The organism is Bradyrhizobium sp. KZN70725 (genome assembly GCF_055264925.1).
In genome coordinates this window covers 38,120-64,086 of the sequence record NZ_JBUYWT010000007.1, presented here as the reverse complement: position 1 = coordinate 64,086, position 25,967 = coordinate 38,120, and the positions used below count along the sequence as shown (strand labels likewise).

Genomic DNA, 25,967 nt, shown 5'->3' with positions numbered 1-25,967 from the left:
GTTGCACAAATATTAAATTGGTGCAACATATGACGCGCGCAGGATTTGAGGTTGACGCGTCTTCTTCACGCGAACCGGGTATCCATCCCGGATCAAGTCCGGGACAGGCTTCGCTCGAAAACGCTCTTGCGCATGGCAGAAGATCGCTTCTCACTGGGGTCCTTGTGCTGTGACGACATCGACGCCGAAACGCCCTCCCGCCCGGCCCTGGCGGCTTTCGCTCAGCGATCCCCGCGTCGCGGGCCTGTTCTGGCAGATCCTGGTGGTCGCCATCGCAGTCGCCGTCGTCGCCTGGCTGTGGTCCAACGCGGTCCATAACCTCTCGGTGCGGCGCATCTCGACCGGCTTTGCCTTCCTCGGCCGTGAAGCCGGCATGCCGATCGCCGACAGCTGGATCGACTACACGCCGAAGAACACCTATCTGCGCGCGTTCATCGTCGGCGTCGTCAACACGCTGCGCGTCGCGGTCATCGGCATCGTGCTGGCGACCGTGATCGGCACGCTGGTCGGTATCGCGCGGCTGTCGTCGAACTGGCTGCTGGCGCGGCTCGCCGCCGTCTATGTCGAGGTGCTGCGCGACCTGCCGCTGCTGTTGCAACTCCTGTTCTGGTACGTGCTGATGCAGGGCCTACCGGCGGCGCGCCAGGCGTGGAAGCCGGTCGACGGGGTCTATCTGTCCAACCGCGGCCTGGTGCTGCCGTCGGTGCCGCTGCATGAGGCCAATGGCTGGACGCTCGCTGCGCTGGTCGCCGGCGTGATCGTCTTCCTCATCGTCAGGCGCCGCCTGATCGCGCAGCAGATGCTCGATGGCAAGGCGCGGCCGGCCTGGCCCTACGCGCTCGGCCTCATCATCGCGCTGCCGGCGCTGGTGTCGTGGCTTCTGGGTGCGAGCTGGAGCGTCATGCTGCCCGAGTTGCGCGGCTTCAACTTCGTCGGCGGGCTGACCCTGGCGCCGGAATATTTCGCGCTGCTGATCGCGCTGGTCACGTATACTTCGGCGTTCATCGCCGAGATCGTGCGCAGCGGCATCCAGGCGGTGCCGCGCGGCCAGTCGGACGCCGCCAAGGCGCTCGGGCTGAAGCGCAGCTTCGTGCTGCAACACATCGTGCTGCCGCAGGCGCTGCGCGTCATCATCCCGCCGATGACCAGCCAGTATCTGAACCTGACCAAGAATTCGTCGCTTGCGGTCGCGGTCGGCTACCAGGACATCGTCTCGATCGCCAACACCACGCTGAACCAGACCGGGCAGGCGATCGAGTCGATCGCGCTGATCATGATGGTGTTCCTCACCATCAGCCTCGGCATCAGCCTGTTCATGAACTGGTACAACGCGCGGATCGCGCTGGTGGAGCGCTGACATGAGCTCGGTCGCACATCTCCCGCAGGATCCGCTGCCGATCGGCCGGCGCCGCGCGCAGCGCACGCTCGGCGGCCAGATCGTGGCCTGGCTGCGCGCCAACCTGTTCGCGTCCGTGACGTCGAGCATCATGACGCTGCTGCTGCTGTTCGTGCTCGGCAAGGCGTGCATCGGCCTCTGGCAATGGGGCATCGCCAACGCGGTCTGGATCGTCTCCGGCAACGACACCAGCGCCTGCCGCGCGCTGCGCGGCGTCGGCGCCTGCTGGGCGGTGATCCCCGAGAAGTACCGCTTCATCCTGTTCGGCACCTATCCGTTCAGCGAGCAGTGGCGGCCGGCGCTCGCGGTCGTGTTCTTCATTGCGCTGTTCGTGGTCTCGAGCCGCCGCAGCTTCTGGCGCAAAGAGCTGTTCCTGCTGTGGGCTGCGGCCTTGATCGCGATCGGGTGCCTGATGTGGGGCGGCTTTCTCGGCATGTCCTTTGTCACGCAGGACCGCTGGGGCGGGCTGCCGGTGACGCTGATCCTGGCGACTTTCGGATTGGCGTTCGGTTTCCCGCTCGGAGTCCTGGTCGCGCTCGGCCGCCGCTCCAAGCTACCGGCGATCCGCTCGCTCTGCGTGCTCTATGTCGAGCTGATCCGCGGCGTGCCGCTGATCAGCCTGTTGTTCATGGCGAGCGTCATGTTTCCGCTGTTCATGCCCGACGGCGTCAACATCGACAAACTGCTGCGCGCCCAGATCGCTTTTATCCTCTATGCCGGCGCCTATCTTGCGGAAGTGGTGCGCGGCGGTCTGCAGGCGGTGCCGCGCGGACAATATGAGGCCGCCGACGCGCTCGGGCTGTCCTACTGGGAGAAGAACGCGCTGATCGTGCTGCCGCAGGCGATCCGCCACGTCATCCCGCCGCTGGTCAACACCTTCATCGCCTTCTTCAAGGACACCAGCCTGGTCCTGATCATCGGCATCTTCGATCTCTTGACCACCGCCAAGACCGCGATCGTCGATCCGGCCTGGCAGGCCTTCAGCGTCGAGGTCTATGTGTTCGTCGGCGTGATCTACTTCGTGTTCTGCTTTGCGATGTCGCGCTACAGCCGCGGCCTCGAGGCGCAGCGCGCGCACGGCTGAGGTGGTGATCACGTTCGAGCGCGAAGCCTCGACCTCTATGCGTTTGTCTGGGTCGCATCGCATTTTCCTTCGTCGCATGGGACGTTTTTGGAGCCTGCCGTGATGGATCGATCCGCTTTGCGCGGAACCTGATATGCCCCATCCGGACAAGCTTGAGAAAGTGGAAAACATCTCCGTGAGTGTGTGAACCCCGGCAGCGGCAACTTGCACTCATGTGATGCGATCACGCCGCATATGAGGAGATCGATGCCATGGCGCCCCCGAAACGCTCGCCTCACCCGATCGAGCGACCGCCAAAGGGCATGCCCGTCCCACGCAATTGGGGATTGATGCAAGGCGGCATTCCCTACCGGCCCCACGGGCCCGTCCGACCGGGAGATACCCGGCCTCAGGAAGACTGGCACACCGTCGCCGAGAAGTTCAGTGTCGGAGTCAAGGAGCTGATCTATTTCAACTTCATGACCGACGAACCCGATGTCGTGAACTGGTACCTCAGCCACTATGTGGGATGCGTCAAAGTCAGCCCTAGCGGCAACAATTGGATGTTCAGCAATTCGGCCAATCCCGGCATCATCTACATCCCGCCCGTCGATCATGATCCGATCGATTTCGAGGCCGAGGATATCTGCGTCTGGACTCCAAATGATGCCAAGACGTTTCTGATGCGCCTGCTTGCGCTTGTGCAGGGCATGAAGGGCTACAAGGGGCAGCGTATCAAAAAGCTCGTGCAAGTGATCCTGAACGCTGGATATCCGGCGTGCCTGGACCTCTGGTACTACAACGATATGGTCATATCGGTGTATGTCGACATCAAGGAAGGCAACGCCAAGCGCCGCGAGATGATCAAGGCGACGCGCGGCGCGTTTCCGTTCAGTGGAGAGTCGGGTGTCTACGGGCAGCAGGGCAGCGAAGAGCGCCATCGCGGCATGTGGCAAATCCATCCGGTCAGAAGCCTGTTCACCGAATCTTGCGGCGCTTTCAATGCTCAGGCCATGAAGGACCGCTTGGAAGGCATCGACGAGGAAATGTACAGGGGCTGGTACGAGCTCGATATGGTATCCGCCAAGTCGAGCCAGGGCGGCGGCAGTGCCTTCGGAGAAATGGTCTGGGACTTTATCAACCATGTGAGGCTGTTGTCGGAAGACGAGAAGCACCTTTACTGGGCGTTTTCACAATAGCGGCCCATCGCTCGCTTGCCTCCCTCACATGCTGCATCCTTCGGTGCCGCCTGTTCGCATCCGCGGCCGTCTGCTTTGATTTCTGGAGCGGCCTGTTCTGGCTTTAACGATGCGGCAACCAAGACTTGGCCGATGCTTGGCGCAAAGGCGCGGCTGGCACAGAGTGCACTAGGCGATGTTCCGCCCGTAACTTATCTTGAGCGCCATTGGATTCGCGAGCGCGCGCGATGACAGAAATCATTGTTCGCGCGGGCATCGTTCGATCTGGACTGAACGCAAATGCTGCCGTTGATTTGTTGATTTGGTTCGGCCCTGACAGGGCGTTACTTTGATTTTTGCCGTGCGCCAATGGCCGAAGACAACGCCTCCTATCCCGAGAGTACCCGAAACCAGGTCCACGATGCCCTGCAAGGGTTTTCGACCGATGAGCTTCGCCAACTCCTGGCGGAGATCGAGCAACTCCTGAATGTTGAAGCCAAGCCTCGCCGACCGAGACTGCGACTGGCGGGAGGCACATACGTGAACGAGTATACCGCGCGCGCAAACATCGACCACTATCTGGATCTGCTGAAGCGCCCGGACGTTCCAACCAACACGAGATCGATGCTCAACAAGCGGCTGCTTGAGGAAGAAGACAAGCTCGGCCGCCGACATGAGCAACTGGAGTTTGCCGAAAGCAGGGCCGCAGCGTGCCGGGATCGCGCAGATCGCCAGCGGCGTCTGGCGGAATCGTTTGCCCCTGGTTCGGTTGACCGGGAGCAGGCCGAAAGGCTGCTGGTCAATTTCGAGGCGCTCGCGCAGTTCGTGGAGGGCTTTTGTCGCCAGATGCGCCACACCGTGAACCATAGTCCGCTTTAAGCGAGACGCCGCCTCGGTTCCGCGGGCTCCTCGTCATCACCATCGTCCAGCGTCCGGTCGCCCTTTGACCGCGTAGGCGCTTTGCCTCGGGGCGATGCCAAGCGACCGGGGGGTACGCTGTTCGTCGGCGTGATCTACTTCGTGTTCTGCTTTGCGATGTCGCGCTACAGCCGCGGCCTCGAGGCGCAGCGCCTGTCGAATTGAGGAGGCGTGATCATTCTTGGCAACAGCGCGGAAAGTCCCTGCCGCACCCGAATTGCTCGCGCTGCTGTTTCCAAGCCGTAAAGCCCAGCCTCAAATGGCAGTCCTCGTAGAAATACGCTGAATTCGCCTGCCGTCCGCCAAACCGGCGCAGTTTCGGTCCGGGCACTGTCCACGGCAGCGGACGACCACTGGCCTCCCGGCGCGCCACCAACTCGTCGTAGTATTGGACGTCGGACGGCTGAATTGAGGGCTGCAATTCATTGCGCAGATAATGTCCGCGTTGCCAGTTGTCGGCCACGCGCTTCATGAGATGCCATTTGCGCCGATAGCCGGAACTGAGTTGCGCCGGCTCCTCGTTGGCGAGCCCCAATGCCGCGATGAAAAAGTATTGCGCGGCCGTGCCGAGGTCGCAGTTCGGCTGCTCGAAGATCCATTCGATCACGCTATCCCGATCGTCGCTGTTGTGATCCCAGCTCTCGACGATGACGTGCCAGGTGTCGGGCGTCTGATCCTTGATCCAGAGCAGGAAGTCGTCGGGCTCGGTACTCAGCGCCGCATGCGGACACGGCCAATATTGCGACTTGAGTTCTTCGTCCGGCGCAGCCGCTTTTTTTCTGGCCTCTTCCTGCTGTTGCGCCACGGCCTGCATGGCGTGAACGGCATGACGACGCTGCCGCATCCGCTTTGCCGTCGCGGCGTCCAGCGGTCGCAAGAGGTAATCGACGTGAGCCTCGCTCTCGGGCTCGGGAGGCAGGAAGTAGACGGAAAGCGCTGCATCCAGGCGGACGATCGCGGCCGCAGGCAGCAACTGTATGGTGTCGCAGTACGACCGATGGTCGTGTCGCGCATCCCGATGCGCGCAGCGCGCGCTTCCAGCTCGACATCCGCGAGGAAGTAGTCCCACGACAGCCCCTCGAATGGCCGGGTCGCAAGGCCTTGAAACGTAATGCGGCTCTGGATGGCGCTTCGGTGGAGCGCAAGGTTTTCGTCGGACAGTCCCACGCCGCCACCGGATTGAGCCTGATCTCGAACTTCGTCGCCTGTCATGCCGGCCTCATTGGAATTTGCCGTGGCATTCTAGGCATCAGATGTTGATCGATCCTGAGTCCGCAGCGTCGATTTCTGCGTTCCTGGAACGGGACTATTGACCGATGTCGCCCGGGCGGCCGGCGGAAACGTCTTGCCATACCGTGCCCGACCTATTTATGATCATAAAATGGATAAATCGGCTCTCCCGTCCCTCGACCCTTCGCGCCGCGCCTCGATCAAGCGCAAGCGCTCGGACGCGGTCGCCGACCTGATCCGCAGCCACATTTTCCAGGCCGGCTTGCAGCCAAATGACCGGCTGCCGCAGGAGGGCGAGTTGATCGAGATGTTCGGCTGCAGCCGCTCGACCATTCGCGAGGCGCTCAAGTCCCTGGAGGTGCAGGGGCTGGTGCAGAACACCACCGGTCCCGGCGGCGGCGCGCGGGTGGCGCCGGTGTCGATCAACCGGATCGTCGGCCTGCTCAGCAACTACTTCTATTTCCAGTCGACCAGCACCGCGCAGATCTACCAGATCCGCCGGCTGATCGAGCCGGAGCTCGCCTTCAGCGTGGTCGGCCACCTCACGGCGGAGCATTTCGCAGCACTGGAAAAGGCGATCGCGGTCCAGGAGCATCATCCCCGTGGCGATGCCGATTGGGAACATCATCGCCACGCCGAGATCGATTTCCACGACATCCTGATCGAGGCCTGTCCCAACCCGCTGCTCGGCCTGGTGTGCCGGTTCGTCAACGAGGCCATCAGGCATCTGATCGGCAAGCTCGGCGTGCAGGAATTCGCATCCAGCTTCACCTGCGAGAATATCGAGTTTCACAAGCGTCTGATGGCCGCGTTCCGCTCCGGCAATGCCGCGCGCGCCCGGCGCGTGATGCTCGATCATGTGCTGAGCGCCGAAGCGGTGGTCGTTCCCGCGGAAGACCGGCGCATCGATCTGCCCGTGTTTCATCAGCCGTTGCGGCTCGATTGAACCGCATCGGCGGACTGCTGCATCACGCCCTGGAGAAAACGACAATGGACACGCGGCGCGAGAATGAGTTGTGGAGCTGGTCGGCCGTCGATCTGGCGCGTGCGATCGCGACGCGCGCGATTTCCAGCCGGGAAGCCGTGCGATCCAGCCTCGATCGCATCGCCGAGGTCAATCCGGCATTGAACGCCATTGTCGCTGTGCTCGCCGATGAAGCGCTGGCCGCCGCGGACGCGGCGGACGAAGCGGTGAAGTCAGGCGCGGAGCTCGGCGTGCTGCACGGCGTGCCGGTCACGATCAAGGTCAATGTCGACCAGCGCGGCTGCGCCACCACCAATGGCGTCGTGGCCTTCCGCGACGTGATCGCCACCGAGGACAGCCCGGTGGTCGCGAATCTTCGCAAGGCGGGCGCGGTCATTGTCGGGCGCACCAACACGCCGGCCTTTTCGCACCGCTGGTTCACCAACAACGATCTGCACGGCGCGACCTACAATCCGTGGAGCCGTCGGCTGACGCCGGGCGGCTCCAGCGGCGGCGCCGCATCGGCCGTCGCCTCCGGGATGGGCGCGATCGCGCATGGCAATGATTTCGGCGGCTCGATCCGCTATCCGGCTTACGCCTGCGGCGTCGCCGGCCTGCGTCCGACGCCGGCGCGGATTCCGGCGTTCAATCCGTCGGCAACCAGCGATCGTCCGATCACCGCGCAGATGATGTCGGTGCAGGGGCCGCTGGCCCGCTCGGTCGCCGATCTCGGGCTCGGCCTTGCCGCGATGGCCCAGGCGGACGCGCGCGACGGCACATGGCTGCCGGTGCCCCTGCAAGGTGCGCCGCTCAAGCGTCCGATCGGTGTCGCGGTCGCGCCCGCGCCGTTCGGCGACGAGGCGCCGGAGGTGAGCGCGGCGGTGCGCGCTGCCGGACGCTGGCTCGCGGAGGCCGGCTTTGCCGTGGAGGAGACCGTGCCGCCGCGGCTCGCGGAGGCGGCCGATCTCTGGCATCGCCTCGTCATCAATGAGGAGCGGCGCGTGCTGGCGCCGATGATCCGCAAGTTCGGCGACGATCGGAGCCGCTACAATCTCGAGTGCCATATCGCCTACGCGCCCGAGCTCGACGGCGATCAGGTGCTCGCCTGCTTCGAGCAGCGGCTGGCGATCGTGCGGGCCTGGCAGCTGTTCCAGGAGCGCTATCCCGTCATCATCCTGCCGGTCTCGGCGCAACTGCCGTTCCGTTTCGATCAGGATCAGGAAGACGCGGCGGTGGTCCGCGCGCTGCTCGACGCGCAGCGGCCGCTGCTTGCGGTGCCCGCGCTCGGCTTTCCGTCGGTCGTCGTACCGACCGGGACCGCCGAGGGCGTGCCGGTCGGCGTGCAGGTGATCGCCGGCCGCTTCCGGGAAGACGTCTGTCTCGCAGTGGCCGAGCTGATCGAGGCGCGTGCATCAAAGCTGACGCCGATCGACCCGCGAGACTGAACCAACAACAAGCACTGGCCATCATGGGAGAACATCACGTGACGAATGCACCGATCTGGCACTGGTCCGCCGTCGACACGGCCGCGGCGATCCGAAACAACCAAGTGACGTCGGAGGAGGTGGTTCGCGCCCATCTCGACCGCATGCAGGACGCCAATCCGGCGCTCAACGCCGTCGTGGTCGATCTCGGCGCGTCTGCGATGCAGGCGGCGAAGGCCGCGGACGAGGCGCTGGCCGCGAGCAAGCGCGGAGGCGGCGCCGTCGGGCCGCTGCACGGCGTGCCGGTCACGATCAAGATCAACATCGACGTCGAGGGCCAGGCCAATTCGAACGGCGTGGTGGCATTCAAGGACAACATCGCGCCGGGCGACTCGCCGGTGACGGCCAATCTCAGGAAGGCCGGCGCCGTCATCATCGGCCTCACCAACACGCCGGAGTTCTCGCTGCGCGGCTTCACCGACAACCCGCTGCATGGCCTGACGCGCAATCCCTGGAATGCCGACGTGACCTGCGGCGGATCGTCGGGCGGCGCCGGCGCGTCGATCGCGGCCGGCATCGGCACCATCGCGCATGGCAACGACATCGGCGGCTCGCTGCGCTGGCCGGCGCATTGCAACGGAATCGCCACCATCAAGCCGACCCAGGGCCGCATCCCGGCGTTCAATCCGAGCGCGACCGCGGAGCGGCCGCTGATGGCGCAGTTCATGTCGTCGCAAGGGCCGCTGGCGCGCCACGTCGCCGACGTGCGCCTCGGCCTCGAGGTGATGGCGAAGCGCGACCCACGCGATCCCTGGTACGTGCCGGCGCCGCTGACGGGGCCGAAGCCGGCCGGGCCGATCAAGGTCGCGCTCGCAAAGATCCCCGAGGACATGGCGACCGATCGCAGCGTGATTGCGCTCCAGCGCAAGGCGGCGGATCATCTCGCCGATGCCGGCTATGCGGTCAGCGAGGTCGAGGTCCCCGACCTCAACAAGGTCTGGCAGCTCTGGTGCGACCTGATCATGACCGAGGTTCGCGTGTTGCAGCAGGACCAGATGCTGGCGACCACCAGCGCCGACTTCCAGAAGACGTTCCGCGGCTTCATGGCGCTGGCCAACCCGCTCGACCAGGCCGGCTACATGAAGGCGATCGCCGAGCGCTCGCGCCATATCCGGAACTGGATGACGTTCCTCGAGCAGTATCCGCTGGTGCTGATGCCGACCACCGTGCGCAAGACGCCGGAGGTCAACGCCGATCTCGGCGGCGATCAGCGCGTCAAGGATTTGTTCTGGAACGACCTGCGCTTCATTTCGTCGATGAACGTTCTGGGGCTGCCGGCGGCCGTGGTGCCGGTGGGTCTCGATGAGGGATTGCCGGTCGGCGTCCAGATCGTCGGCTCGCGCTATCGCGAGGACATGTGTCTCGACGCCGCCGAGGCGATCGAACGCAAGGCCGGCGTTCTGGCACGGCAATTGTGGCAGCGGCGCTGAGGCGATCTCGACGCCACCACGCATTATCCATTCGTATGATTCAACGCACGCCGCGGCGAAATTTCGTCGCGGCGTTCGCATGATCGGAAATGCGAGCGTGCCGGGGTCCAGCTGTGTTCCTTCTCCCGGAATTTCTGAGCGGAATCGCAGAGCGCCATGCCGGCGACGGGGTTGTCGGCGATCCCTGATTGCTTCAGGAGATCGTCCGAAACGTCGAAACCCCTGGGAACGAAATGTCCATCACGAAACGCTCGCATGTCCTGGTCGCAATTGCCGTGTGTCTCTCATTTGCGGCCGGCGCTGCCCGAGCGGAGGATGGCGTGCTGCGGGTCGGCATCATCACCGACATGAGCGGGCAATATTCCGACGGCAATGGCCCGGGATCGGTGATCGCGGCGCAGATGGCCGCGGAGGAAATCGGTGGCACGGTCGCCGGACGCAAGATCGAGATCATTTCGGCGGATCACCAGAACAAGCCTGATGTGGCGACCGGCATCGTGCGCAACTGGATCGACAACAAGGGTGTCGACGTGATCGCCGAAGGCGTCAATTCCGCGGTGGCGCTCGCGATCCAGACCGTGACGCGCGAACGCAAGAAGCTGTTTCTGATCTCGGGCTCGGGCTCGTCCGATCTCACCGGCAAGCAATGCTCGCCGACGAGCGTGCAGTGGACTTATGACACCTATGCCTCCTCGAACGCGACGGCGAAGGCCGTGGTTGCGCGCGGCGGCACGCCCTGGTTCTTCCTGACGGCGGATTATGCGTTCGGCCAGGCGCTGGAGCGCGATGCCAGCAAGGCCGTGACATCGGCCGGCGGCAAGGTGCTGGGCGCGGTCCGCCATCCCTTCGATACCGCCGATTTCTCGTCGTTCCTGCTGCAGGCCCAGTCCTCCGGCGCCAAGATCCTGGCGCTTGCCAATGCCGGTTCCGACTTCCGCAACGCGGTGTCGCAGGCCGACGAGTTCAATATCCGCGCCAGCATGCAGGTCGTCGCGCTGCAGGTGACGCTCACCGACGTGCCCGCGCTTGGCCTCGCGCATGCGCACGATCTGCTGTTCACCGATTCCTTCTATTGGGATCGCACGCCGGAGACGCGCGTGTTCGCCCAGGAGTTCTTCAAGCGGCACGGGGCGATGCCGACCGCCTATCAGGCCGGCGTCAACTCGGCGCTCCGGCACTACTTCAAGGCAGTTGCCGCCACCAACTCGGTCGATTCGGAGACTGTGATCGCGCAGATGCGCAAGACCCCGGTCAATGATTTCTTTGCCCAGAACGGCCTCGTGCGCGAGGACGGCCGGATGGTGCACGACATGTATCTGATGCGCATCAAGAAGCCGGAAGAGTCCAAGAGCAAGTGGGACCTCTACGAGTATCTCGCGACGGTGCCGGGCGACCAGGCCTTCCGTCCGCTCGATGAGGGCGGATGCCCCTACGTTGCCAAGTCGCACTAGCCCTGTCAGAAATTTGCATCGAGCCCTCGCGTGAGTTTTTCTCCTATCATGCGCGAGTTTTGATCGGTTGTCCGGCGCCGATCCTGACGATACGTTCGGATTGAGATCAGTCTTAGTTGGCAGATCATGCTCCTGCGCGGTTCCGCGCGAACTGCGGGCTTGCTGCGCGTTGACGTCGCTGAGACCTTCTCGTCCGCCCGGCTAGACCGGGCGCAGAGGCGATCTGGACAGGAGACGCAGCAACATGACGGGCGACATGGGTGTTCGGGCTGGCCAGTGCCATTGCGGCGCGGTGCGTTTCGAGGTGACGCTCAGCGACGGCTTCAATTCGATCCGCCGCTGCACCTGCTCTTACTGCCGGATGCGGGGCGCCGTCGTTGCCATGGCCGAAATGGGCGGGATCAAGATCCTGCACGGCGAGGATGCGCTAACAAGCTACCGCTTCCATACCGGATCGGTGCAGCACTTCTTCTGTTCGCGCTGCGGGATCTACACCCATCATCAACGGCGATCGAACCAGAACCTGTATGCCGTCAACGTGGCCTGCCTGGATGGTGTAAGCCCGTTCGACTTCCCCGAGGTGCCTGTGATGGACGGCGTCAATCATACGAACGACACCGGCAAGCCGACGCGCCGGGCAGGCACACTCCACTTCATCCCGGCCGACTGACGATCGCTGTCGGCCGACGACCGCCCGGCTCGTCGCGGGACGACGGTGAGAGGGAAGGGAGCCCTTCCACCGGTGGTCGTGCAACAAGTTCAGTGTCGTCCCTGCCTAGTGCGCAATTGCGCACGGGAGCAGGGACCCATAACCACCGATCGTCATTGTTTCACGACGCCGAAATGACGAGTCCCTTTAACAACCTCGGCCGCGGAGTATGGGTCTCTGCTTTCGCAGGGACGACAGCTGTGGTGAAATCAAGCGAGGCGTCATCGCGACGGCAACATCACCGTGTTCACGAGGCACCATGACCAACACCATCGAGGCTTCCGACGGCGGCTACCGCTTCATGCCCGGCGTCAGCCAGTATTCCTGCGGCATCGCTGCGCTGCCCGGCTTTGCCATTGAGCGCGTCAGGTTCTCTGAACCGGTGCCGTTGGGCGCGGGTTTTGCAAGGATTGCCGACATCATCAAAGCGGCGGGTCGTCCGCTGACGTCATTTGGCGCCTGCGAACTGCGTTCCCCGGCGCCGTTCACCGAGGACGGGTTCAGGGCCTTCAACGAGATCTACATCAAGACGCTCGTGGCCTGGGGTGCGATGCGGGACGGCGTCAATCCGGTGGCGCGCAGCAATGTCTGTCCGAAGCTCGATCCGCCCGGCGAGCCGAGCTTCCACGCCTTCTGCTACACGGTGCCGGCCGCCATGGACGAACCAGCCAGCTTTGTCGTCGCCGGCAGCGGCGAGTCGGTCGAGGGCAAGGCCAATTATCGCGATCATACCGTGGCCCTCGGCGACACCAGCCCGGCCGGCCTGCTGGCGAAGGCGAAATTCGTGGCCGACGAGATGGAACGCCGGATGAGCGCGTTCGGCGGCCGTTGGCAGGACACCACCGCGGTGCAGCTCTACACTGTGCACGACGCCTATCCGGTGCTCGAAAGCGAGCTCGGTCGCCGCGGCGTGCTGCGCAACGGCTTGACCTGGCATTTCGACCGGCCGCCGGTGGTTGGCCTCGACTTCGAAATGGATTGCCGGCGCGTGCATCGCGAGCGCGTGGTGTGACGTGGCGGTCGCGTGATGCATCAAAAGCGCGTGTGGGTGGATGTGGAAGCGTGCGCCCTTTCTTGACACGGATCGCGTCAACCGTTTCCCTTCGCCATCGACGTCAGCGGCTGGGTGAGCGCGGGTGCAGAACGAATCTGTGATCAGGCGGCGTGATCTGCTGGCGCTGATTGGCACCGTTGCCGGCAGTTCGGCGATGTATCACGCGATGACGAGCCTCGGCTTCGCGTCCGAATCCGCCTACAAGGGGCCGCTGAAGCTCGCAGGCGATGTGAAGGGCGCCTCGGTGCTGATTCTCGGCGCGGGGCTTGCCGGGATGACGGCGGCGCTGGAGCTGCGCAAGGCCGGCTACAAGGTCCAGATCCTCGAATTCAACAGCCGCGCCGGCGGCCGCAACTGGTCGATCCGCGGCGGCGACAGTTTTGTCGAGCTCGGCGGCTTCAGGCAGACCAGCCAGTTCGAGCAGGGGCTCTATCTCAATCCCGGCCCGTGGCGGATTCCCTATCATCACCGTGCGCTGCTCGACTATTGCCGCCGGCTCAATGTGACGCTGGAACCCTTCATCCAGCTCAATCACAACGCCTATCTGCACGCGACGCGTGCATTCGGCGGCAAGCCGCAGCGCTTTCGCGGTATCAAGGCGGATTTCCAGGGCGGGGTCTCGGAGCTGCTCGCAAAGATCACCCAGCAGGGCCGGCTCGACGAGACCGTCGGCAAGGAAGATCAGGAGATCCTGCTGCAGTCGCTGCGCGACTGGGGCGCGCTGGATCGCGACTACAAGTACAATGCCAACCTCGTGTCGGCCGAGTTCCGCGGTTATGCGCGGGATCCCGGCGGCGGCCTGATGGGCGATCCGCTGCCCAGCGAGCCGATCCCGCTGCAGGAGCTGCTGCGGTCGCGGATGTGGCGCTATCTGCAGACCTTTGCGCGCTACGATTTCCAGACCACCATGTTCCAGCCGGTCGGCGGCATGGACATGATCGGCAAGGCGTTCGCGCGCGAGGTCGGCGATCTCATCCGCTATGGCGCCAAGGTGACGCAGATCCAGCAGAACGGCTCTGGCGTCACCGTGAGCTATGTCGACACCGCCAGTCCATCGACGGTGCAGCAGGCCACCGCCGACTGGTGCATCTGCACCATCCCGTTGCCGATCCTGAGCCAGTTGCCGGTCGATGTCAGCGTGCCGATGAAGAGTGCGATCGACTCCGTGCCCTATGCAGCCTCGGTGAAGATCGGCCTGCAGTTCAAGCGGCGGTTCTGGGAGGAGGATGACGCGATCTACGGCGGCATCAGCTACACCGACCTGCCGATCCGGCAGATCGCCTATCCGAACTATGGCTTCAACCGCGGCGGCCGCGGCATCCTGCTCGGCGCCTACATGTATGGCGGTGCCAATTCGTTCGAATTCACCGCGATGACGCCGGCCGAGCGGGTCGCCAGCGCGGTCGAGTTCGGCGCCGCGATCCATCCGCAGTACAGGAACGAATTCGAGAACGGCGTCGCGGTGGCCTGGCATCGCGTGCCGTTCACGCTCGGCTGCGCCGGCGAATGGACCGAAGCCACCCGCGCGCAGCATTACCGCAATCTCTGCCAGATCGACGGCCGTATCGTGCTGGCGGGCGAGCACGCCTCGCAGCTGCCGGCCTGGCAGGAGGGCGCCATCCTGTCCGCGCTCGACGTCATCTCCCGGCTGCACGAACGCGTGGTGAAGACATGATGATGCGGACCGCAACATCCGTCGTCGCTGGACTGGCGCTGCTGTGGGCGACGGCAGCCCTTGGGCAGGACAGCGGCGCGGGCAAGCGCACCTTCTCTTCGGGCTACCGCTTCGTCGAGATGACCGGCGAGGAGCTGTTCGCCAATGTGTGCCAGGGCTGCCACATGCCGGATGCGACGGGCGCCAGCGGGGCGGGCAGCTACCCGTCGCTGGCCGGCAACAAGAATCTCGAGGCCGGCAGCTATCCGGTCTTCCTGGTCATCAACGGCCGCCGCGGCATGCCGGCGTTCGGCGACATGATGACCGATGGTCAGGTCGCCGCCGTTGTGAATTATCTGCGGACGCACTTCAGCAACAACTATGAGGACGCGGTGACGACCAAGGATGTCCAGGACGCCCGCCGCTGACAAAAACACTCGGGGAGAGTTTGATGAAATTCATCGGTATCACACTGGGCGCGGCGCTATCCGCGGTGGCGACGGTCGCCTGCGCGGATGTGGTCAGGCATCCGATTCCCAACTCGACATTCCCGATCGCGCAGGCCGTGACCGTCACCGGCAACACCACGACCGTCTATGTCAGCGGCCAGGTGCCGCCGGCGATCAACAAGGACGCCGATCCGTCAAGCCCGCAGGCCTATGGCGATACCAAGACGCAGACCGTCGGCGTGCTCAACCGCATCAAGGCCATTCTGGAAGGCCAGGGTCTTGGCATGGGCGACGTCGTCAAGATGCAGGTATTCCTGGTGCACAACGCATCCGCGCCGATGGACTTCAAGGCCTTCATGGAGGGCTACACCCAGTTCTTCGGCGGCAGCCAGCCGAACCTGCCGGCGCGCTCGGTGGTCGGCGTCGCCGCGCTCGCCAATCCCGGATTCCTGGTCGAGATCGAGGTGATCGCGGCCAAGGACTCGAAATAAGGACTGCAAATAGCGTGCGCGAAACCGCGGAGCATGCGCGCGGAAATTGAAGGGCTCGCCGTCTTGCCAAAGCGCGTGTCGCCTGTCTGAATTCGTCTCCGATCAGGCGGCGGAATTCTGGGAGAGTACGATGTCGCACAAGGCTAGAGACACGGTTCGATCGCTGCGGCTCGCGGCAGCGCTTGGTCCGGCGCTGCTGGCAACCGGCGCCGCGGCGCAGGGGCTGACCGAGCAGCAGCAATTCGCCCGCGGCATCTACCAGGAGCTGGTCGAGATCAACACGACCACCGCGACCGGCGATACCCAGAAGGCAGCGGAGGCGATGGGCGCGCGGCTCCGCGCGGCTGGCTTCCCCGAGGCCGACGTGCACGTGTTCTCGCCGGCGCCGCACAAGGGCAATCTGGTGGCGCGGCTGCACGGCTCCGGCGCGCGCAAGCCGATCCTCCTGGTCGCCCATATCGACGTCGTCCCCGCCAACCGCGAGGACTGGTCGGTCGATCCGTTCAAGCTCACCGAGCAGGACGGCTATTTCTACGGCCGCGGCTCCAGCGACGACAAATACATGGCGTCCGCCTTCATCACCAATCTGATCCGCTACAAGAAGGAGGGCTACAAGCCCGATCGCGACATCATCGTGGCGCTCGAGACCGACGAGGAGATCCTCGATGCCAACGGTCTCGGCATGCAGTGGCTGATCAAGAACCACCGCGACCTGATCGATGCCGAGTTCGCGCTCAATGAAGGCGGCGGCGTCGGTCTCAAGAACGGCAAGGCGATCCGCAACAGCGTGCAGACCAGCGAGAAGGTCTCGATCGGCTACCAGCTCACGGTGAAGGATCGCGGCGGCCACTCGTCGCTGCCGCGCAAGGACAACGCGATCTATCATCTCGCCGAAGGCCTGGTGCGGCTCTCCAATTACAGCTTCCCGATGAATCTCAACGAGACCACCCGGATCTATTTCACCAAGACCGCCGAGGTCGACACGTCGCATGCCGACGATATCAAGGCCATTTTGGCGCCGCAGCCCGGCCCGGCGGCGCTGGAGCGATTGTCGGAGAATCCGGGTTATAATGCGCAGCTCCGCACCACCTGCGTTGCGACCATGCTGGAGGGCGGCCACGCCATCAACGCGCTGCCGCAGCTGGCGACCGCCAAGGTGAACTGCCGGATCCTGCCCGGCGAGCCGGTCGAGGGCGTGCAGGCGACGATCGAGCGCGTGCTCGCCGACAAGGAGATCGCGGTGGCTCCGACCGGCAAGGCCGTGCTGAGCCCGCCGTCGCCCCTCAACGAGGAGATCATGGGTTCGATCGAGAAGCTGTCGAAGGAGTTCTGGCCGGATGCGTCGATCGTTCCGGTCATGAGCACCGGCGCGACCGACGGCAGCTATCTGCGTAACGCGGGGATTCCGACCTATGGCCACTCCGGGCTGGCCGCCGATGTCGACGACAACCGTATCCATGGCAAGGACGAGCGCGTGCTCGTTAAGTCGTTCTACGAGGGCGAGGAGTATCTCTATCGCCTGGTCAAGATGCTCGCCGGCGGGAAATGATGGCTGACAGCAAGACAAGGACACGGGTTGCGGTCGCCGGCCTCGGCGCGATCGGCACCGACGTCGTCAAGGCGCTCGATCAGGGCATCGAGGGCCTCGCGCTGGTTGCGGTGTCGGCGAACAGCCCGGACAAGCATCGCGGCTGGGTGGCGGAGCTCAAGTCTGCGCCGAAGCTGGTGCCGATCGAGCAGCTGGCCGAGATTGCCGACATCGTGGTCGAGTGCGCGCCGAGCAAGCTGGTCCGCGCAATCGTGGCGCCGGTGGTCGAGCGCGGCAAGACCGCGGTCGTGCTCAGCGTCGGCGCGCTGCTGCAGAACGAGGACCTCGTCGATCTCGCGAAGGCCCATGGCGGCCAGATCATCGTGCCGACCGGCGCGCTGATCGGGCTCGATGCGGTGACCGCCGCGGCGATCGGGACCATCCATTCGGCGAGGCTGGTGACGCGCAAGCCGGTCGCGGGCCTCGTCGGCGCGCCGCATCTGGTCGAGAACAACATCCGGATCGAAGGCATCACCGAGCCGCTGCGCATCTTCGAGGGCAGTGCGCGCGACGCCGCAAAGGGTTTTCCGGCCAACCTCAACGTCGCGGTGGCGCTGTCGCTGGCCGGCATCGGCCCCGACCGCACGAGGGTCGAGATCTGGGCGGATCCGACCGTGACCCGCAACACCCACCGGATCGAGGTCGATTCAGATTCCGCGCGGTTCTCGATGATGATCGAGAACATTCCCTCGGAGAACCCGAAGACCGGCCGCATCACCGCGCTGTCGGTGATCGCCTGCCTGCGCAAGCTGCGCGCATCGTTGCGGATCGGCACATGATGAAGATTGCGCCCGACGATCTGTTCCTGGTCATCGACGTGCAGAACGATTTCTGCCCCGGCGGCGCGCTGGCGGTCGCGGACGGCGATGCCGTCGTGCCGGTCGTCAACCGGTTGGCCGGCCGGTTCGACCATGTCGTGCTGACCCAGGACTGGCATCCGGCCGGCCACAGCTCGTTTGCGACCTCGCATCCGGGCGCGGCGCCGTTCTCCGAGATCGCCATGCCGTATGGGCCGCAGACGCTGTGGCCGGATCATTGCATCCAGGGCAGCGCGGGCGCCGCGTTTCATCCTGACCTCGCCACCGAGCGGGCCCAGCTCGTGATCCGCAAGGGGTTCCGGGCCGCGATCGATTCCTATTCGGCGTTCTTCGAGAACGACCGCAAGACGCCGACCGGGCTCGCCGGCTATCTGCGCGAGCGCGGCCTCAAGCGCATTGTGATGGCGGGGCTCGCCACGGACTATTGCGTGCAGTATTCGGCGCTCGATGCGCGCCGGCTCGGTTTCGAGACTATTGTCGTGCTGGCAGGCTGCCGCGCCATCGATCTCGGCGGTTCGCTTGCCGTCGCCACCGCGGCGATGCGCAAGGCCGGGGTGGAGCTTGTCGAGGAGCTCGTCTGAGCGTCGCCAAAGAGGGGCAAAAACCGTTGTTTTGACTGGCTTTTTGTTCTAATCCCCCACCGTTGATGATCACGCGTAGCGGAGCTTTCGTGTCGGGACAGGTTTTGCGGATTGGGACGCGCAAGAGCGCGATGGCGCTCGCGCAGACAGATGAGGTCGCACGCCTGCTGCGCGCTTCGGCGCCGGACCTTGCCGTCGACATCGTCAAGTTCGAGACCCGCGGCGACCAGGACCAGACCAGCAAGCTGTTGCGTCATGGCGGCAAGGGCGGCGCCTTCGTCGCCGAGATCCGCGAAGCCATGCGTGCCGGCACCTTGCAGGCGGCGATGCATTCGCTGAAGGACGTGCCGGGCAACGAGGAGACGCCGGGTCTTGTCATCGCCGCGATGCTGGCGCGCGATGCCGCCAATGACAGCCTCGTGCTGCGTCCCGGCCTGTCGCTGGAAACGCTGCGCGCCGCGCGCGGCAAGGGCTTCATGATCGGCACCAACGCCGTGCGCCGCGCCGCCTATCTGCGCCGGCTGTTTCCGGAAGCGACCGTGATCCATTATCGCGGCGCCGCCGACACGCGCGTGGCCAAGCTCGATCGCGGCGACAAGCAGCGGCTGCCCGGCGGCGGCGACGTGGGGCCGGCGGATGCGCTGGTGATGGCGCGCTCGGGCCTGGAGCGCATCGGCATGACCGCGCGCATCGCGCATGATTTCTCGGTCGGCGAGATGCTGCCGGCGGTCGGCCAGGGCATTGTCGCGGTGGAATGCGTCGAGACCGACTGGGCGACGCGTGCGCGGCTTGCCGGGATCGACAACGTGCAGTCGCGGCTTGCGGCCGAGGCCGAGCGCGAGGTGCTGTGGGTGCTCAACGGTCATTGCAATTCGCCGATCGCGGGCCACGCCACGCTCGCGGGAGCCGAGATGACGCTGCGCGCCTCCGTGCTCGACGAGGCCGGCGCCGGCTTCATCGAGGTGACGCGGCGCGGACCCGCGGACCGGCCGCGCGAACTCGGCCGCGCCGTGGGCATGGAGCTGCTGGAGAAGGGCGCCGCCGAGATCATCGCCCGCACCCGGGCGGAGGAATAGCGCGCGCTACGCCCGCAACGGCCAGCTGCCGATGATGCGGAAGCGCGATGCGCTGTCGGTCTGCTTGAACAGCGCGATGCGGTCGATTGCGAGCCGCGCGAGGTCGACCGCCGCGAACCGTGAGCGCAGCTGCGCCACGATCGGGCCGCGCCGCTCGTCGCTCAGCCGCCCTGTCAGCGTCATGTGGAAGCGGAACTCCTCCATGACGTAGGGATAGCCCCAGCGGTCAAGATAGTCGCACTGCCGCGCGGTGAGTTTCTCTGGCCTGCGGCGCGCGCGATCTTCCGGCGTCAGCGGCGCGCGGAACGCGTCGAATTCGGTGACGCAATCGGCGGCAAGCTGCTGCAGATCATCCGAGCGGCTGGCCGGGATCACCGCGATGAAGCCGCTGATTGCATCGACCACCGGTTCGATCACCGGAATGCGCCGCGCGCGGCCGGCGAAGGCGGCACAGGCATCGAGAAGCTCGGCCTCGCTTCGACCGTCGGCGAGCGCGGTGGGCGCTTTCAGCGTGGCGTGGAATCCATACTTGCGCGGATCTTCGGTGATCTCGCGCCAGTCCGGCGTGACGCCTTCGGGAAACGGCAGGTCGTCGCCCGACACCGCATCGTAGCCGAGCAGTGTCGAACCGAAGCGGTGCAGGACGCTGTCGGGTGACGGCGCATAATAGATCGCGTAGCGCGGAGTGCTGGCCATGGGACTGGGCTACGCCGCCGCAACCGTCTTGCGCGGCGCGAGTGAATGAACGAGGCAGCTCGCGTCCGCCAGATGCACCAGCCGTCCGGCCGCTAATACGGCGATGATGCGCGGCCGCAGCGGCGCCTTGTCGTCGACGACGATGATGTCGGCACGGCGGCCCGCGGCGAGCACGCCGCGATCGGCGAGCCCGGCCGCGCGGGCCGGCGCCGACGAGATCAGGTCCCAGGCCCTGGCGAGCGGCAGGATGCCATCGGCGACGAGGCGGAACGCCGCGAGCAGCTGCGCCGGATAGTAATAGTCCGACGCCAGCACCGAGCAGAGGCCCTGCGCGATCATGTCGGATGCCTTGGTCCAGCCGGTATGGCTGCCGCCGCGCACCACATTGGGCGCGCCGAACACGATGAAGTCGTCCGCCGCCGCAGCGTCGCGCGCGGTCTCCTCGTTGACAGGGAATTCGGCGATCGTGGCGCCCAGCGCGCGAAACTCCTGGCGCATCGCCGGGCTGTTGTCGTCATGCGAGAGCATGCGGATATCGGCCGCGCGCGCGGCGGCGGCGAGTCGCGCGATCGAGGTGGGCACCTCGGGGCGGCGCGCCACGATCCGGTCGAGCATGTCGTTGACGGCCTCGACGGAGAGCCCGGTGCGCTCGGCCAGCTGGTTGCGCTTCTTCGGCTTGACGTTGCTGTGGTCGTTGAAGGCGAACAGGTCGATGCGGCCTTCACTGAGCCATTGAATGATCTCGGCCTCGGCCTCGAGATTGTGGGTCTCGTGGCGCAGATGGAAGCGGGTGTCGGCGGCGAGCTGCGGCCGCAGCGCCTCGATCGCATCGAGCAGCTTGCGCGCATTCTCCGCGCTGCGCAGGCCGGGCTCCCACGACCAGGTCGCGCCATGGAACACGGTGGTGATGCCGTTGGCGATCGCCTGCCGGTCGCTGTCGATCAGCGCCACGTCGGTCGGGAAGTCGACGCCGGGGCGCGGCATCATCTGCCGCTCGAACGCATCGCCATGCAGGTCGATGATGCCGGGCAGCACCAGGAGGCCACTGGCATCGATGTGAAGCACGGCGCGACCCTGCTCGGCGTCGAGCGCGCCGATGTCGCGGCCTGCGGTCCGCAGCGAGGTCTCGACCAGGGCGCCGTCAACCAGCGTGCGCCCGCCCTCGATGAAAATGTCCGTCACGATGCGGCGCTCCGTTGTTTGGCTTGCGATTTGGATACGGCCTCGGCCTCGTACTTGTCGAGGAATTCCTCGACCGCGAGCTTGCGAAAGTCGGGCAGGACGCGGCGGAGCGTCTCGTGATCCCAGTCCCACCATGCGAGCGCGGCGAGGCGGTCGGCGATCGTCTCGGAGAAGCGCCGCTTCACGGGCCGCGCCGGATTACCGGCAACGATGGTGTATGCGGGAACGTCCTTGGTCACGATCGCGCCGGCAGCGACGACAGCGCCGGTTCCGATGTTCCGTCCTGGTAACAGGATCGCACCGTGCCCGATCCAGACGTCATGGCCGATATGCACGTGATGCGCACGTCGCCAGTTGAAGAAGTCGGTGTCGTCGCTCTCTCCGGGGAAATACGCGCTGGCGCGGTAGGTGAAATGCGCTTGAGTCGCGCGATGCATCGGGTGGTTGCCGGGGTTGATGCGGGTCATCGCCGCGATCGAGCAGAACTTGCCGATCGAGGTGTAGGTGATCTGGCTGTCATTCACGACGTAGGAATAGTCATCCATGCTCACTTCAAGCAGGATCGTGCGCGCGCCGACCTCGGTATATTTGCCGAGCTTGCTCTCACGGACCGACGCGGTCGGGTCGACGGTCGGCACAACCGAGAGTGTTTTTCCGGCCATCAGGGCCTCCGCAAATCTTCAAGAATCTTGGGCTTCCGGGGGATGCGCGCTCGTCATCGGGATGCTTGATGACAACATCATGACGTTGCGATGACGGCAAGGGAGCGACAAGGGAGGGGTGTGGACGATCGCCGCACCGCAGCGCCGTCGTCACATAACTGTAAAACGCCGGGGATAGCGATGGCCCAACGAGGCGCGGTTGGAGCATTACATGCTGGTGGTGGAAGGTTTGACGTGCCGTTTCGGCACGAAAGCCGCAGTCGACAACGCGTCCTTTTCGATCGCGCCGGGCAGCTTTGTCGGCGTGATCGGCCGCTCCGGCGCCGGCAAGTCGACGCTGCTGCGGATGATCAACCGTCTCGCCGATCCGACCTCCGGCCGTATCCTGTTCGAGGGCACCGACGTCACCGCGTTGCGCGGCAAGGAACTGCGGCGGTGGCGCGCGCGCTCGGCGATGATCTTCCAGCAGTTCAATCTGGTCGGCCGCCTTGATGTGCTGACCAACGTGCTGATGGGCCGGCTGGCCCAGATTCCGTCATGGCGCTCGCTGGCGCAGGTCTGGCCGGAGCAGGACAGGGCGCTCGCACTGTCGGCGCTCGAGCAATTCGACATCGCCCAGCTGGCGGCACAGCGCGCCGACCAGCTCTCCGGCGGCCAGCAGCAACGCGTCGCGATCGCCCGCGCGCTGGTGCAGGAGCCCGACATCATTCTCGCCGACGAGCCGATCGCCTCGCTCGATCCGCGCAACACCAAGATCGTGATGGACGCGCTGCTGCGCATCAACAAGCATTTCGGCATCACGGTGCTTTGCAATCTGCACTCGCTCGACCTGGCGCGGACCTATTGCGACCGCCTGGTCGGCATGGCCGCGGGTCGCGTGGTGTTCGATGGCGCCCCCGCGGCGCTCACCGACCATATCGCCCGCGAGCTCTATGACCTCGAGGCCAATGACGTCATCGGCGCAGCACCGCTGCCCGCGCCCGACGGTGCAACTGCGCCGGCACTCGGCACCGCAGCCGCGGCCTGAGCGTCGCGCATTTTTCAATCTGGGAGGCCGGGCATTTTGCCCGGCCAACAGGTGCAACTACAACAAAAGAGGGGTAGTCATGTTCACTCGTCGCATCATTCTGGCTGGCGCCGCCGCGCTGGCATTTGCCGGTTCGGCCTCCGCGCAGGACTGGAAGGCAAAGTATCCGGAGCTCACCTTCGCGGTGGTGCCGGCCGAGAACGCCTCCGGCGTCACCGAGCGCTGGACGCCGTTCGTGGCGTATCTGTCGAAGGAACTCGGCGTGAAGGTCACACTGCGCATCGCCAACGACTACGCGGCCGTCATCGAAGGCCAGCGCGCCGGCAACATCCAGATCGCCAGCTACGGCTCGGCCTCGTTCTCTCGCGCGCGCTTGACCGGCGTCAAGACCGACGCGTTCGCCAACGATATGAACGCCGACGGTTCGACCGGCTATTACTCGGTGTTCTTCGTCAAGGCGTCGAGCCCGTACAAGACCGTCGAGGACCTGAAGGGCAAGAATCTCGGCCTGGTCGATCCGAACTCGACGTCCGGCAACAACGTGCCGCGCTTCGAACTCAACAAGATGGGCATCACGAACGCCGAAGGCTTTTTCGGCAAGGTCGTGTTCACCGGCAGCCACGAGAACGCCGTCCTGGCGCTGTCGCAGGGAACCGTTGATGTGGCCGCCAACCAGTGGACCAACGAGGATGATTCCACGCTCGCCCAGATGCTGACCAAGGGCATGCTGAAGAATGCCGACGGCTCGGCGATGAAGAAGGATGATTTCCGCATCATCCACAAGTCGGCGCTGATCATCAACGGCCCCTATGCGTACAACACCGATCTTCCGGAGGACCTGAAGGCCGCGATCGCAAAGGCCTTCTTCGACGCCCCGACCAAGGACAAGGCCGCCTTCGACCGTCTGTCCGACGGTCAGAAGAAGGGCTTCCATCCCGCCACCACCAAGGATTGGGACGGCACCATCGAGCTGATCAAGTTCGTCGACGGTTTGCGAAAGAAGGCGAGCTGATCGCACGCCTGACGTCACGAGGGTCGGGCGTATAGCCCGGCCCTTTCTCTCCACTCAACTCCGAACCGGACTGGCACGCGTCGATGGCGACCGCCGTATCCATTCTTCCAGCGCAGCAACTGGTGACGCTGGGGGACGCCTACCGCAAGTCCGTCGCACGCAAGCGGTTGAAGGCCGCGCTGGCAACGGCGGCATTCTGTGCGGTGCTGGTGATCGCGGCGTTCGGCGCGGAAGTGAACCTGCGCACGCTGTTCACCTATTTCGGCAATTTCGTCAGCTATTTCGATCGCATCCTGACGCTGGATTCCGGCGCGCGGGTCTGGACCGATCCCGCCGAATGGTTCTGGGGTTGGCATAAGTGGCTGAAGATGCTCGGCGAGACGATCCTGGTCAGCTATGTCGGCACGCTGACGGGTGCCGTGCTCGCCTTCGCGCTCAATTTCTTCGCGGCCCAGAATACGTCGCCGGGCCCGTGGGTACGTTTCACGATCCGCCGCCTGCTGGAATTCGCCCGCACCGTCCCCGGCATCGTGTTCGCGCTGATCTTCGTGATCGCGTTCGGCCTCGGGCCGATGGCCGGCGTGCTGGCAATCGCGATCCACACCACCGGGGCGCTCGGCAAGCTGTTCGCCGAGATCGTCGAGAATGCCGACATGAAGCCGGTCGAGGGCATCCGCTCCACCGGCGCGAGCTGGCTGTCCTGCATGCGCTTTGCCGTGCTGCCGCAGGTCTCGGCCGGCTATGCCAGCTATGCGCTGCTGCGCTTCGAGATCAACGTCCGCGAGGCCTCGGTGATGGGCTTCGTCGGCGCCGGCGGCATCGGCCAGGAGCTGGTGGTCGCGATCCGCAAGTTCTACTATTCCGACGTCAGCGCCATCCTCATCACCATCATCGTCACCGTCTTCATCATCGACATCTCGACCGGCTGGCTGCGTGGCCGGCTGTTCGGCAAGGAGACGCGGCGATGAGCCAGATGCCGAGGCCGGACACCAGCGAGCTGCGCGCGAAATACCCCGACGCCTTCGACCGGCCTGCGTCAGCGCGGCTGGCGTTGCCGGCGATGATCGTGGCGGCGCTCGCGATCTTCGTGTTCGGCCTGGTCGATCTCGACTTCTCGCCGTCGCGGCTGATCGCGGGCATCGGCCAGCTCGGCTGGATCACCATGTTGATGATCCCGCCGAATCCCGGCTCGTCGTTCCCGCTCTACATGCAGGCACTCGGCGAGACGCTGTCGATCGCGCTGCTCGGCACCACGCTTGCGGCGCTGTTCGCGCTGCCGGTCAGCCTGCTGGCGGCGCGCAACATCATCCCCTCGAACCTGATCCGCTTCCCGGTGCGGCGCTTCCTGGATTCGATCCGCGGCGTCGATACGCTGATCTGGGCGCTGGTCTGGATCAATGTCGTCGGCCTCGGCCCGTTCGCCGGCGTGCTCGCGATCATGGTTTCGGACTTCGGCGCGTTCGGAAAGCTGTTCTCCGAGGCGATCGAGGCGGCGGACCGCAAGCAGGTCGAGGGCATCCGCGCTTCCGGGGGCAGCGCACTGCATGAGATCCGTTTCGGCCTGCTGCCGCAGGTGCTGCCTGTCATCGCCGGGCAGGTGCTCTACTTCATCGAGTCGAACACCCGCTCGGCTACCATCATCGGCATCGTCGGCGCCGGCGGCATCGGACTGCAGCTCGCCGAGCAGATCCGCGTGCTGGAATGGCAGAAGGTGTCGTTCCTGATCCTGATGATTCTCATCGCGGTCGCCGCGATCGACTTCATCTCGAGCAAGCTGCGTTTTGCCATCATCGGCCAGCGCGCCGTGGTGTAGAACCTTGCCTCGCCCTGCTCTTGCGGGGCGCCTCGAGTTTT

The 25,967-nt window shown here is 65.1% G+C and carries 26 protein-coding genes; 22 read left to right on the top strand and 4 right to left on the bottom strand.

The window, feature by feature from the left end; translation table 11 throughout:
• Window positions 1-169: 169 nt before the first annotated feature.
• From ACZBJS_RS08990 to ACZBJS_RS08970, 5 genes are all read left to right on the top strand, one after another.
• On the top strand, window positions 170-1,357 hold the full coding sequence (locus ACZBJS_RS08990; protein ID WP_410469729.1) for an amino acid ABC transporter permease: 1,188 nt from the start codon (window positions 170-172) through the stop codon (window positions 1,355-1,357).
• A gap of 1 nt (window position 1,358) precedes the next feature.
• Entirely contained in the window at window positions 1,359-2,480 is a 1,122-nt protein-coding gene (locus tag ACZBJS_RS08985; protein WP_463438648.1) for an amino acid ABC transporter permease, read from the top strand.
• 251 nt (window positions 2,481-2,731) lie between these two features.
• Window positions 2,732-3,658 (top strand): hypothetical protein, encoded by a 927-nt coding sequence (locus tag ACZBJS_RS08980; protein ID WP_463438647.1) that lies wholly within the window; start codon window positions 2,732-2,734, stop codon window positions 3,656-3,658.
• Between the two features lie 348 nt (window positions 3,659-4,006).
• Entirely contained in the window at window positions 4,007-4,516 is a 510-nt protein-coding gene (locus tag ACZBJS_RS08975) for a hypothetical protein (RefSeq protein ID WP_225646334.1), read from the top strand.
• Window positions 4,517-4,597: 81 nt separating this feature from the next.
• Window positions 4,598-4,720, top strand: coding sequence for a hypothetical protein (locus ACZBJS_RS08970; RefSeq protein ID WP_256520758.1), 123 nt, complete (start codon window positions 4,598-4,600; stop codon window positions 4,718-4,720).
• Between the two features lie 10 nt (window positions 4,721-4,730).
• Here ACZBJS_RS08970 and ACZBJS_RS08965 read toward each other — a convergent pair whose 3' ends face one another.
• A complete protein-coding gene (locus ACZBJS_RS08965) occupies window positions 4,731-5,528 on the bottom strand; it encodes a DUF4274 domain-containing protein (protein WP_316396007.1) in 798 nt (265 codons plus the stop codon).
• A gap of 408 nt (window positions 5,529-5,936) precedes the next feature.
• Here ACZBJS_RS08965 and ACZBJS_RS08960 point away from each other — a divergent pair, with 408 nt between their 5' ends.
• From ACZBJS_RS08960 to hemC, 13 genes are all read left to right on the top strand, one after another.
• Window positions 5,937-6,731, top strand: a complete 795-nt coding sequence (locus tag ACZBJS_RS08960; protein WP_316396006.1) for a FadR/GntR family transcriptional regulator — start codon at window positions 5,937-5,939, stop codon at window positions 6,729-6,731.
• A 44-nt stretch (window positions 6,732-6,775) separates the two neighbouring features.
• Window positions 6,776-8,194 carry an amidase family protein gene (locus tag ACZBJS_RS08955; RefSeq protein ID WP_316396005.1) on the top strand — a complete coding sequence of 473 codons (1,419 nt, stop codon included), beginning with the start codon at window positions 6,776-6,778 and terminating at the stop codon, window positions 8,192-8,194.
• A 23-nt stretch (window positions 8,195-8,217) separates the two neighbouring features.
• Window positions 8,218-9,663, top strand: a complete 1,446-nt coding sequence (locus tag ACZBJS_RS08950) for an amidase family protein (protein ID WP_463438646.1) — start codon at window positions 8,218-8,220, stop codon at window positions 9,661-9,663.
• Window positions 9,664-9,896: 233 nt separating this feature from the next.
• Window positions 9,897-11,114, top strand: a complete 1,218-nt coding sequence (locus tag ACZBJS_RS08945) for an ABC transporter substrate-binding protein (RefSeq protein WP_141343109.1) — start codon at window positions 9,897-9,899, stop codon at window positions 11,112-11,114.
• A gap of 244 nt (window positions 11,115-11,358) precedes the next feature.
• Complete coding sequence (locus ACZBJS_RS08940) at window positions 11,359-11,784, top strand: GFA family protein (protein WP_076829027.1); 426 nt, start codon at window positions 11,359-11,361, stop codon at window positions 11,782-11,784.
• Window positions 11,785-12,082: 298 nt separating this feature from the next.
• Window positions 12,083-12,835 (top strand): 2-amino-5-chloromuconate deaminase CnbZ, encoded by a 753-nt coding sequence (gene cnbZ, locus ACZBJS_RS08935; protein ID WP_057018823.1) that lies wholly within the window; start codon window positions 12,083-12,085, stop codon window positions 12,833-12,835.
• 124 nt (window positions 12,836-12,959) lie between these two features.
• The gene (locus tag ACZBJS_RS08930) at window positions 12,960-14,552 is read left to right on the top strand and encodes an NAD(P)/FAD-dependent oxidoreductase (RefSeq protein WP_316396002.1); all 1,593 of its coding nucleotides are present in this window, start codon (window positions 12,960-12,962) and stop codon (window positions 14,550-14,552) included.
• 2 nt (window positions 14,553-14,554) lie between these two features.
• On the top strand, window positions 14,555-14,959 hold the full coding sequence (locus ACZBJS_RS08925) for a c-type cytochrome (RefSeq protein WP_316396001.1): 405 nt from the start codon (window positions 14,555-14,557) through the stop codon (window positions 14,957-14,959).
• Between the two features lie 23 nt (window positions 14,960-14,982).
• The gene (locus ACZBJS_RS08920) at window positions 14,983-15,471 is read left to right on the top strand and encodes a Rid family hydrolase (protein ID WP_316396000.1); all 489 of its coding nucleotides are present in this window, start codon (window positions 14,983-14,985) and stop codon (window positions 15,469-15,471) included.
• Window positions 15,472-15,601: 130 nt separating this feature from the next.
• On the top strand, window positions 15,602-17,020 hold the full coding sequence (locus ACZBJS_RS08915; RefSeq protein ID WP_316395999.1) for a M20/M25/M40 family metallo-hydrolase: 1,419 nt from the start codon (window positions 15,602-15,604) through the stop codon (window positions 17,018-17,020).
• Window positions 17,020-17,838 carry an aspartate dehydrogenase gene (locus ACZBJS_RS08910; RefSeq protein ID WP_463438645.1) on the top strand — a complete coding sequence of 273 codons (819 nt, stop codon included), beginning with the start codon at window positions 17,020-17,022 and terminating at the stop codon, window positions 17,836-17,838. Before ACZBJS_RS08915 ends, ACZBJS_RS08910 begins: the two co-directional genes overlap by 1 nt.
• Window positions 17,838-18,458 (top strand): bifunctional nicotinamidase/pyrazinamidase, encoded by a 621-nt coding sequence (gene pncA, locus ACZBJS_RS08905; RefSeq protein WP_463438670.1) that lies wholly within the window; start codon window positions 17,838-17,840, stop codon window positions 18,456-18,458. Before ACZBJS_RS08910 ends, pncA begins: the two co-directional genes overlap by 1 nt.
• 65 nt (window positions 18,459-18,523) lie before the next feature.
• Entirely contained in the window at window positions 18,524-19,534 is a 1,011-nt protein-coding gene (gene hemC / locus ACZBJS_RS08900) for a hydroxymethylbilane synthase (RefSeq protein ID WP_253624199.1), read from the top strand.
• A 6-nt stretch (window positions 19,535-19,540) separates the two neighbouring features.
• Here hemC and ACZBJS_RS08895 read toward each other — a convergent pair whose 3' ends face one another.
• Genes ACZBJS_RS08895 through ACZBJS_RS08885 form a run of 3 tightly spaced genes read right to left on the bottom strand, consistent with a single transcriptional unit; the run spans window position 19,541 to window position 22,074 of the window.
• On the bottom strand, window positions 19,541-20,230 hold the full coding sequence (locus tag ACZBJS_RS08895) for a DUF1045 domain-containing protein (RefSeq protein WP_253640462.1): 690 nt from the start codon (window positions 20,228-20,230) through the stop codon (window positions 19,541-19,543).
• A 9-nt stretch (window positions 20,231-20,239) separates the two neighbouring features.
• Window positions 20,240-21,412, bottom strand: coding sequence for an alpha-D-ribose 1-methylphosphonate 5-triphosphate diphosphatase (locus ACZBJS_RS08890; protein ID WP_463438644.1), 1,173 nt, complete (start codon window positions 21,410-21,412; stop codon window positions 20,240-20,242).
• On the bottom strand, window positions 21,409-22,074 hold the full coding sequence (locus tag ACZBJS_RS08885; protein ID WP_141341832.1) for a transferase hexapeptide repeat family protein: 666 nt from the start codon (window positions 22,072-22,074) through the stop codon (window positions 21,409-21,411). The genes ACZBJS_RS08890 and ACZBJS_RS08885 overlap by 4 nt, the downstream gene beginning before the upstream one ends.
• Window positions 22,075-22,285: 211 nt before the next feature.
• Here ACZBJS_RS08885 and phnC point away from each other — a divergent pair, with 211 nt between their 5' ends.
• The 4 genes from phnC (at window position 22,286) to phnE (ACZBJS_RS08865) (ending at window position 25,926) form a co-directional block, all read left to right on the top strand.
• Window positions 22,286-23,101, top strand: a complete 816-nt coding sequence (phnC, locus tag ACZBJS_RS08880) for a phosphonate ABC transporter ATP-binding protein (protein WP_028334545.1) — start codon at window positions 22,286-22,288, stop codon at window positions 23,099-23,101.
• Between the two features lie 79 nt (window positions 23,102-23,180).
• Complete coding sequence (gene phnD, locus ACZBJS_RS08875; RefSeq protein ID WP_316395995.1) at window positions 23,181-24,113, top strand: phosphonate ABC transporter substrate-binding protein; 933 nt, start codon at window positions 23,181-23,183, stop codon at window positions 24,111-24,113.
• A gap of 83 nt (window positions 24,114-24,196) precedes the next feature.
• Complete coding sequence (gene phnE, locus ACZBJS_RS08870; protein WP_463438643.1) at window positions 24,197-25,081, top strand: phosphonate ABC transporter, permease protein PhnE; 885 nt, start codon at window positions 24,197-24,199, stop codon at window positions 25,079-25,081.
• Window positions 25,078-25,926, top strand: coding sequence for a phosphonate ABC transporter, permease protein PhnE (gene phnE / locus ACZBJS_RS08865; protein ID WP_316395993.1), 849 nt, complete (start codon window positions 25,078-25,080; stop codon window positions 25,924-25,926). Before phnE (ACZBJS_RS08870) ends, phnE (ACZBJS_RS08865) begins: the two co-directional genes overlap by 4 nt.
• Window positions 25,927-25,967 lie beyond the last annotated feature (41 nt).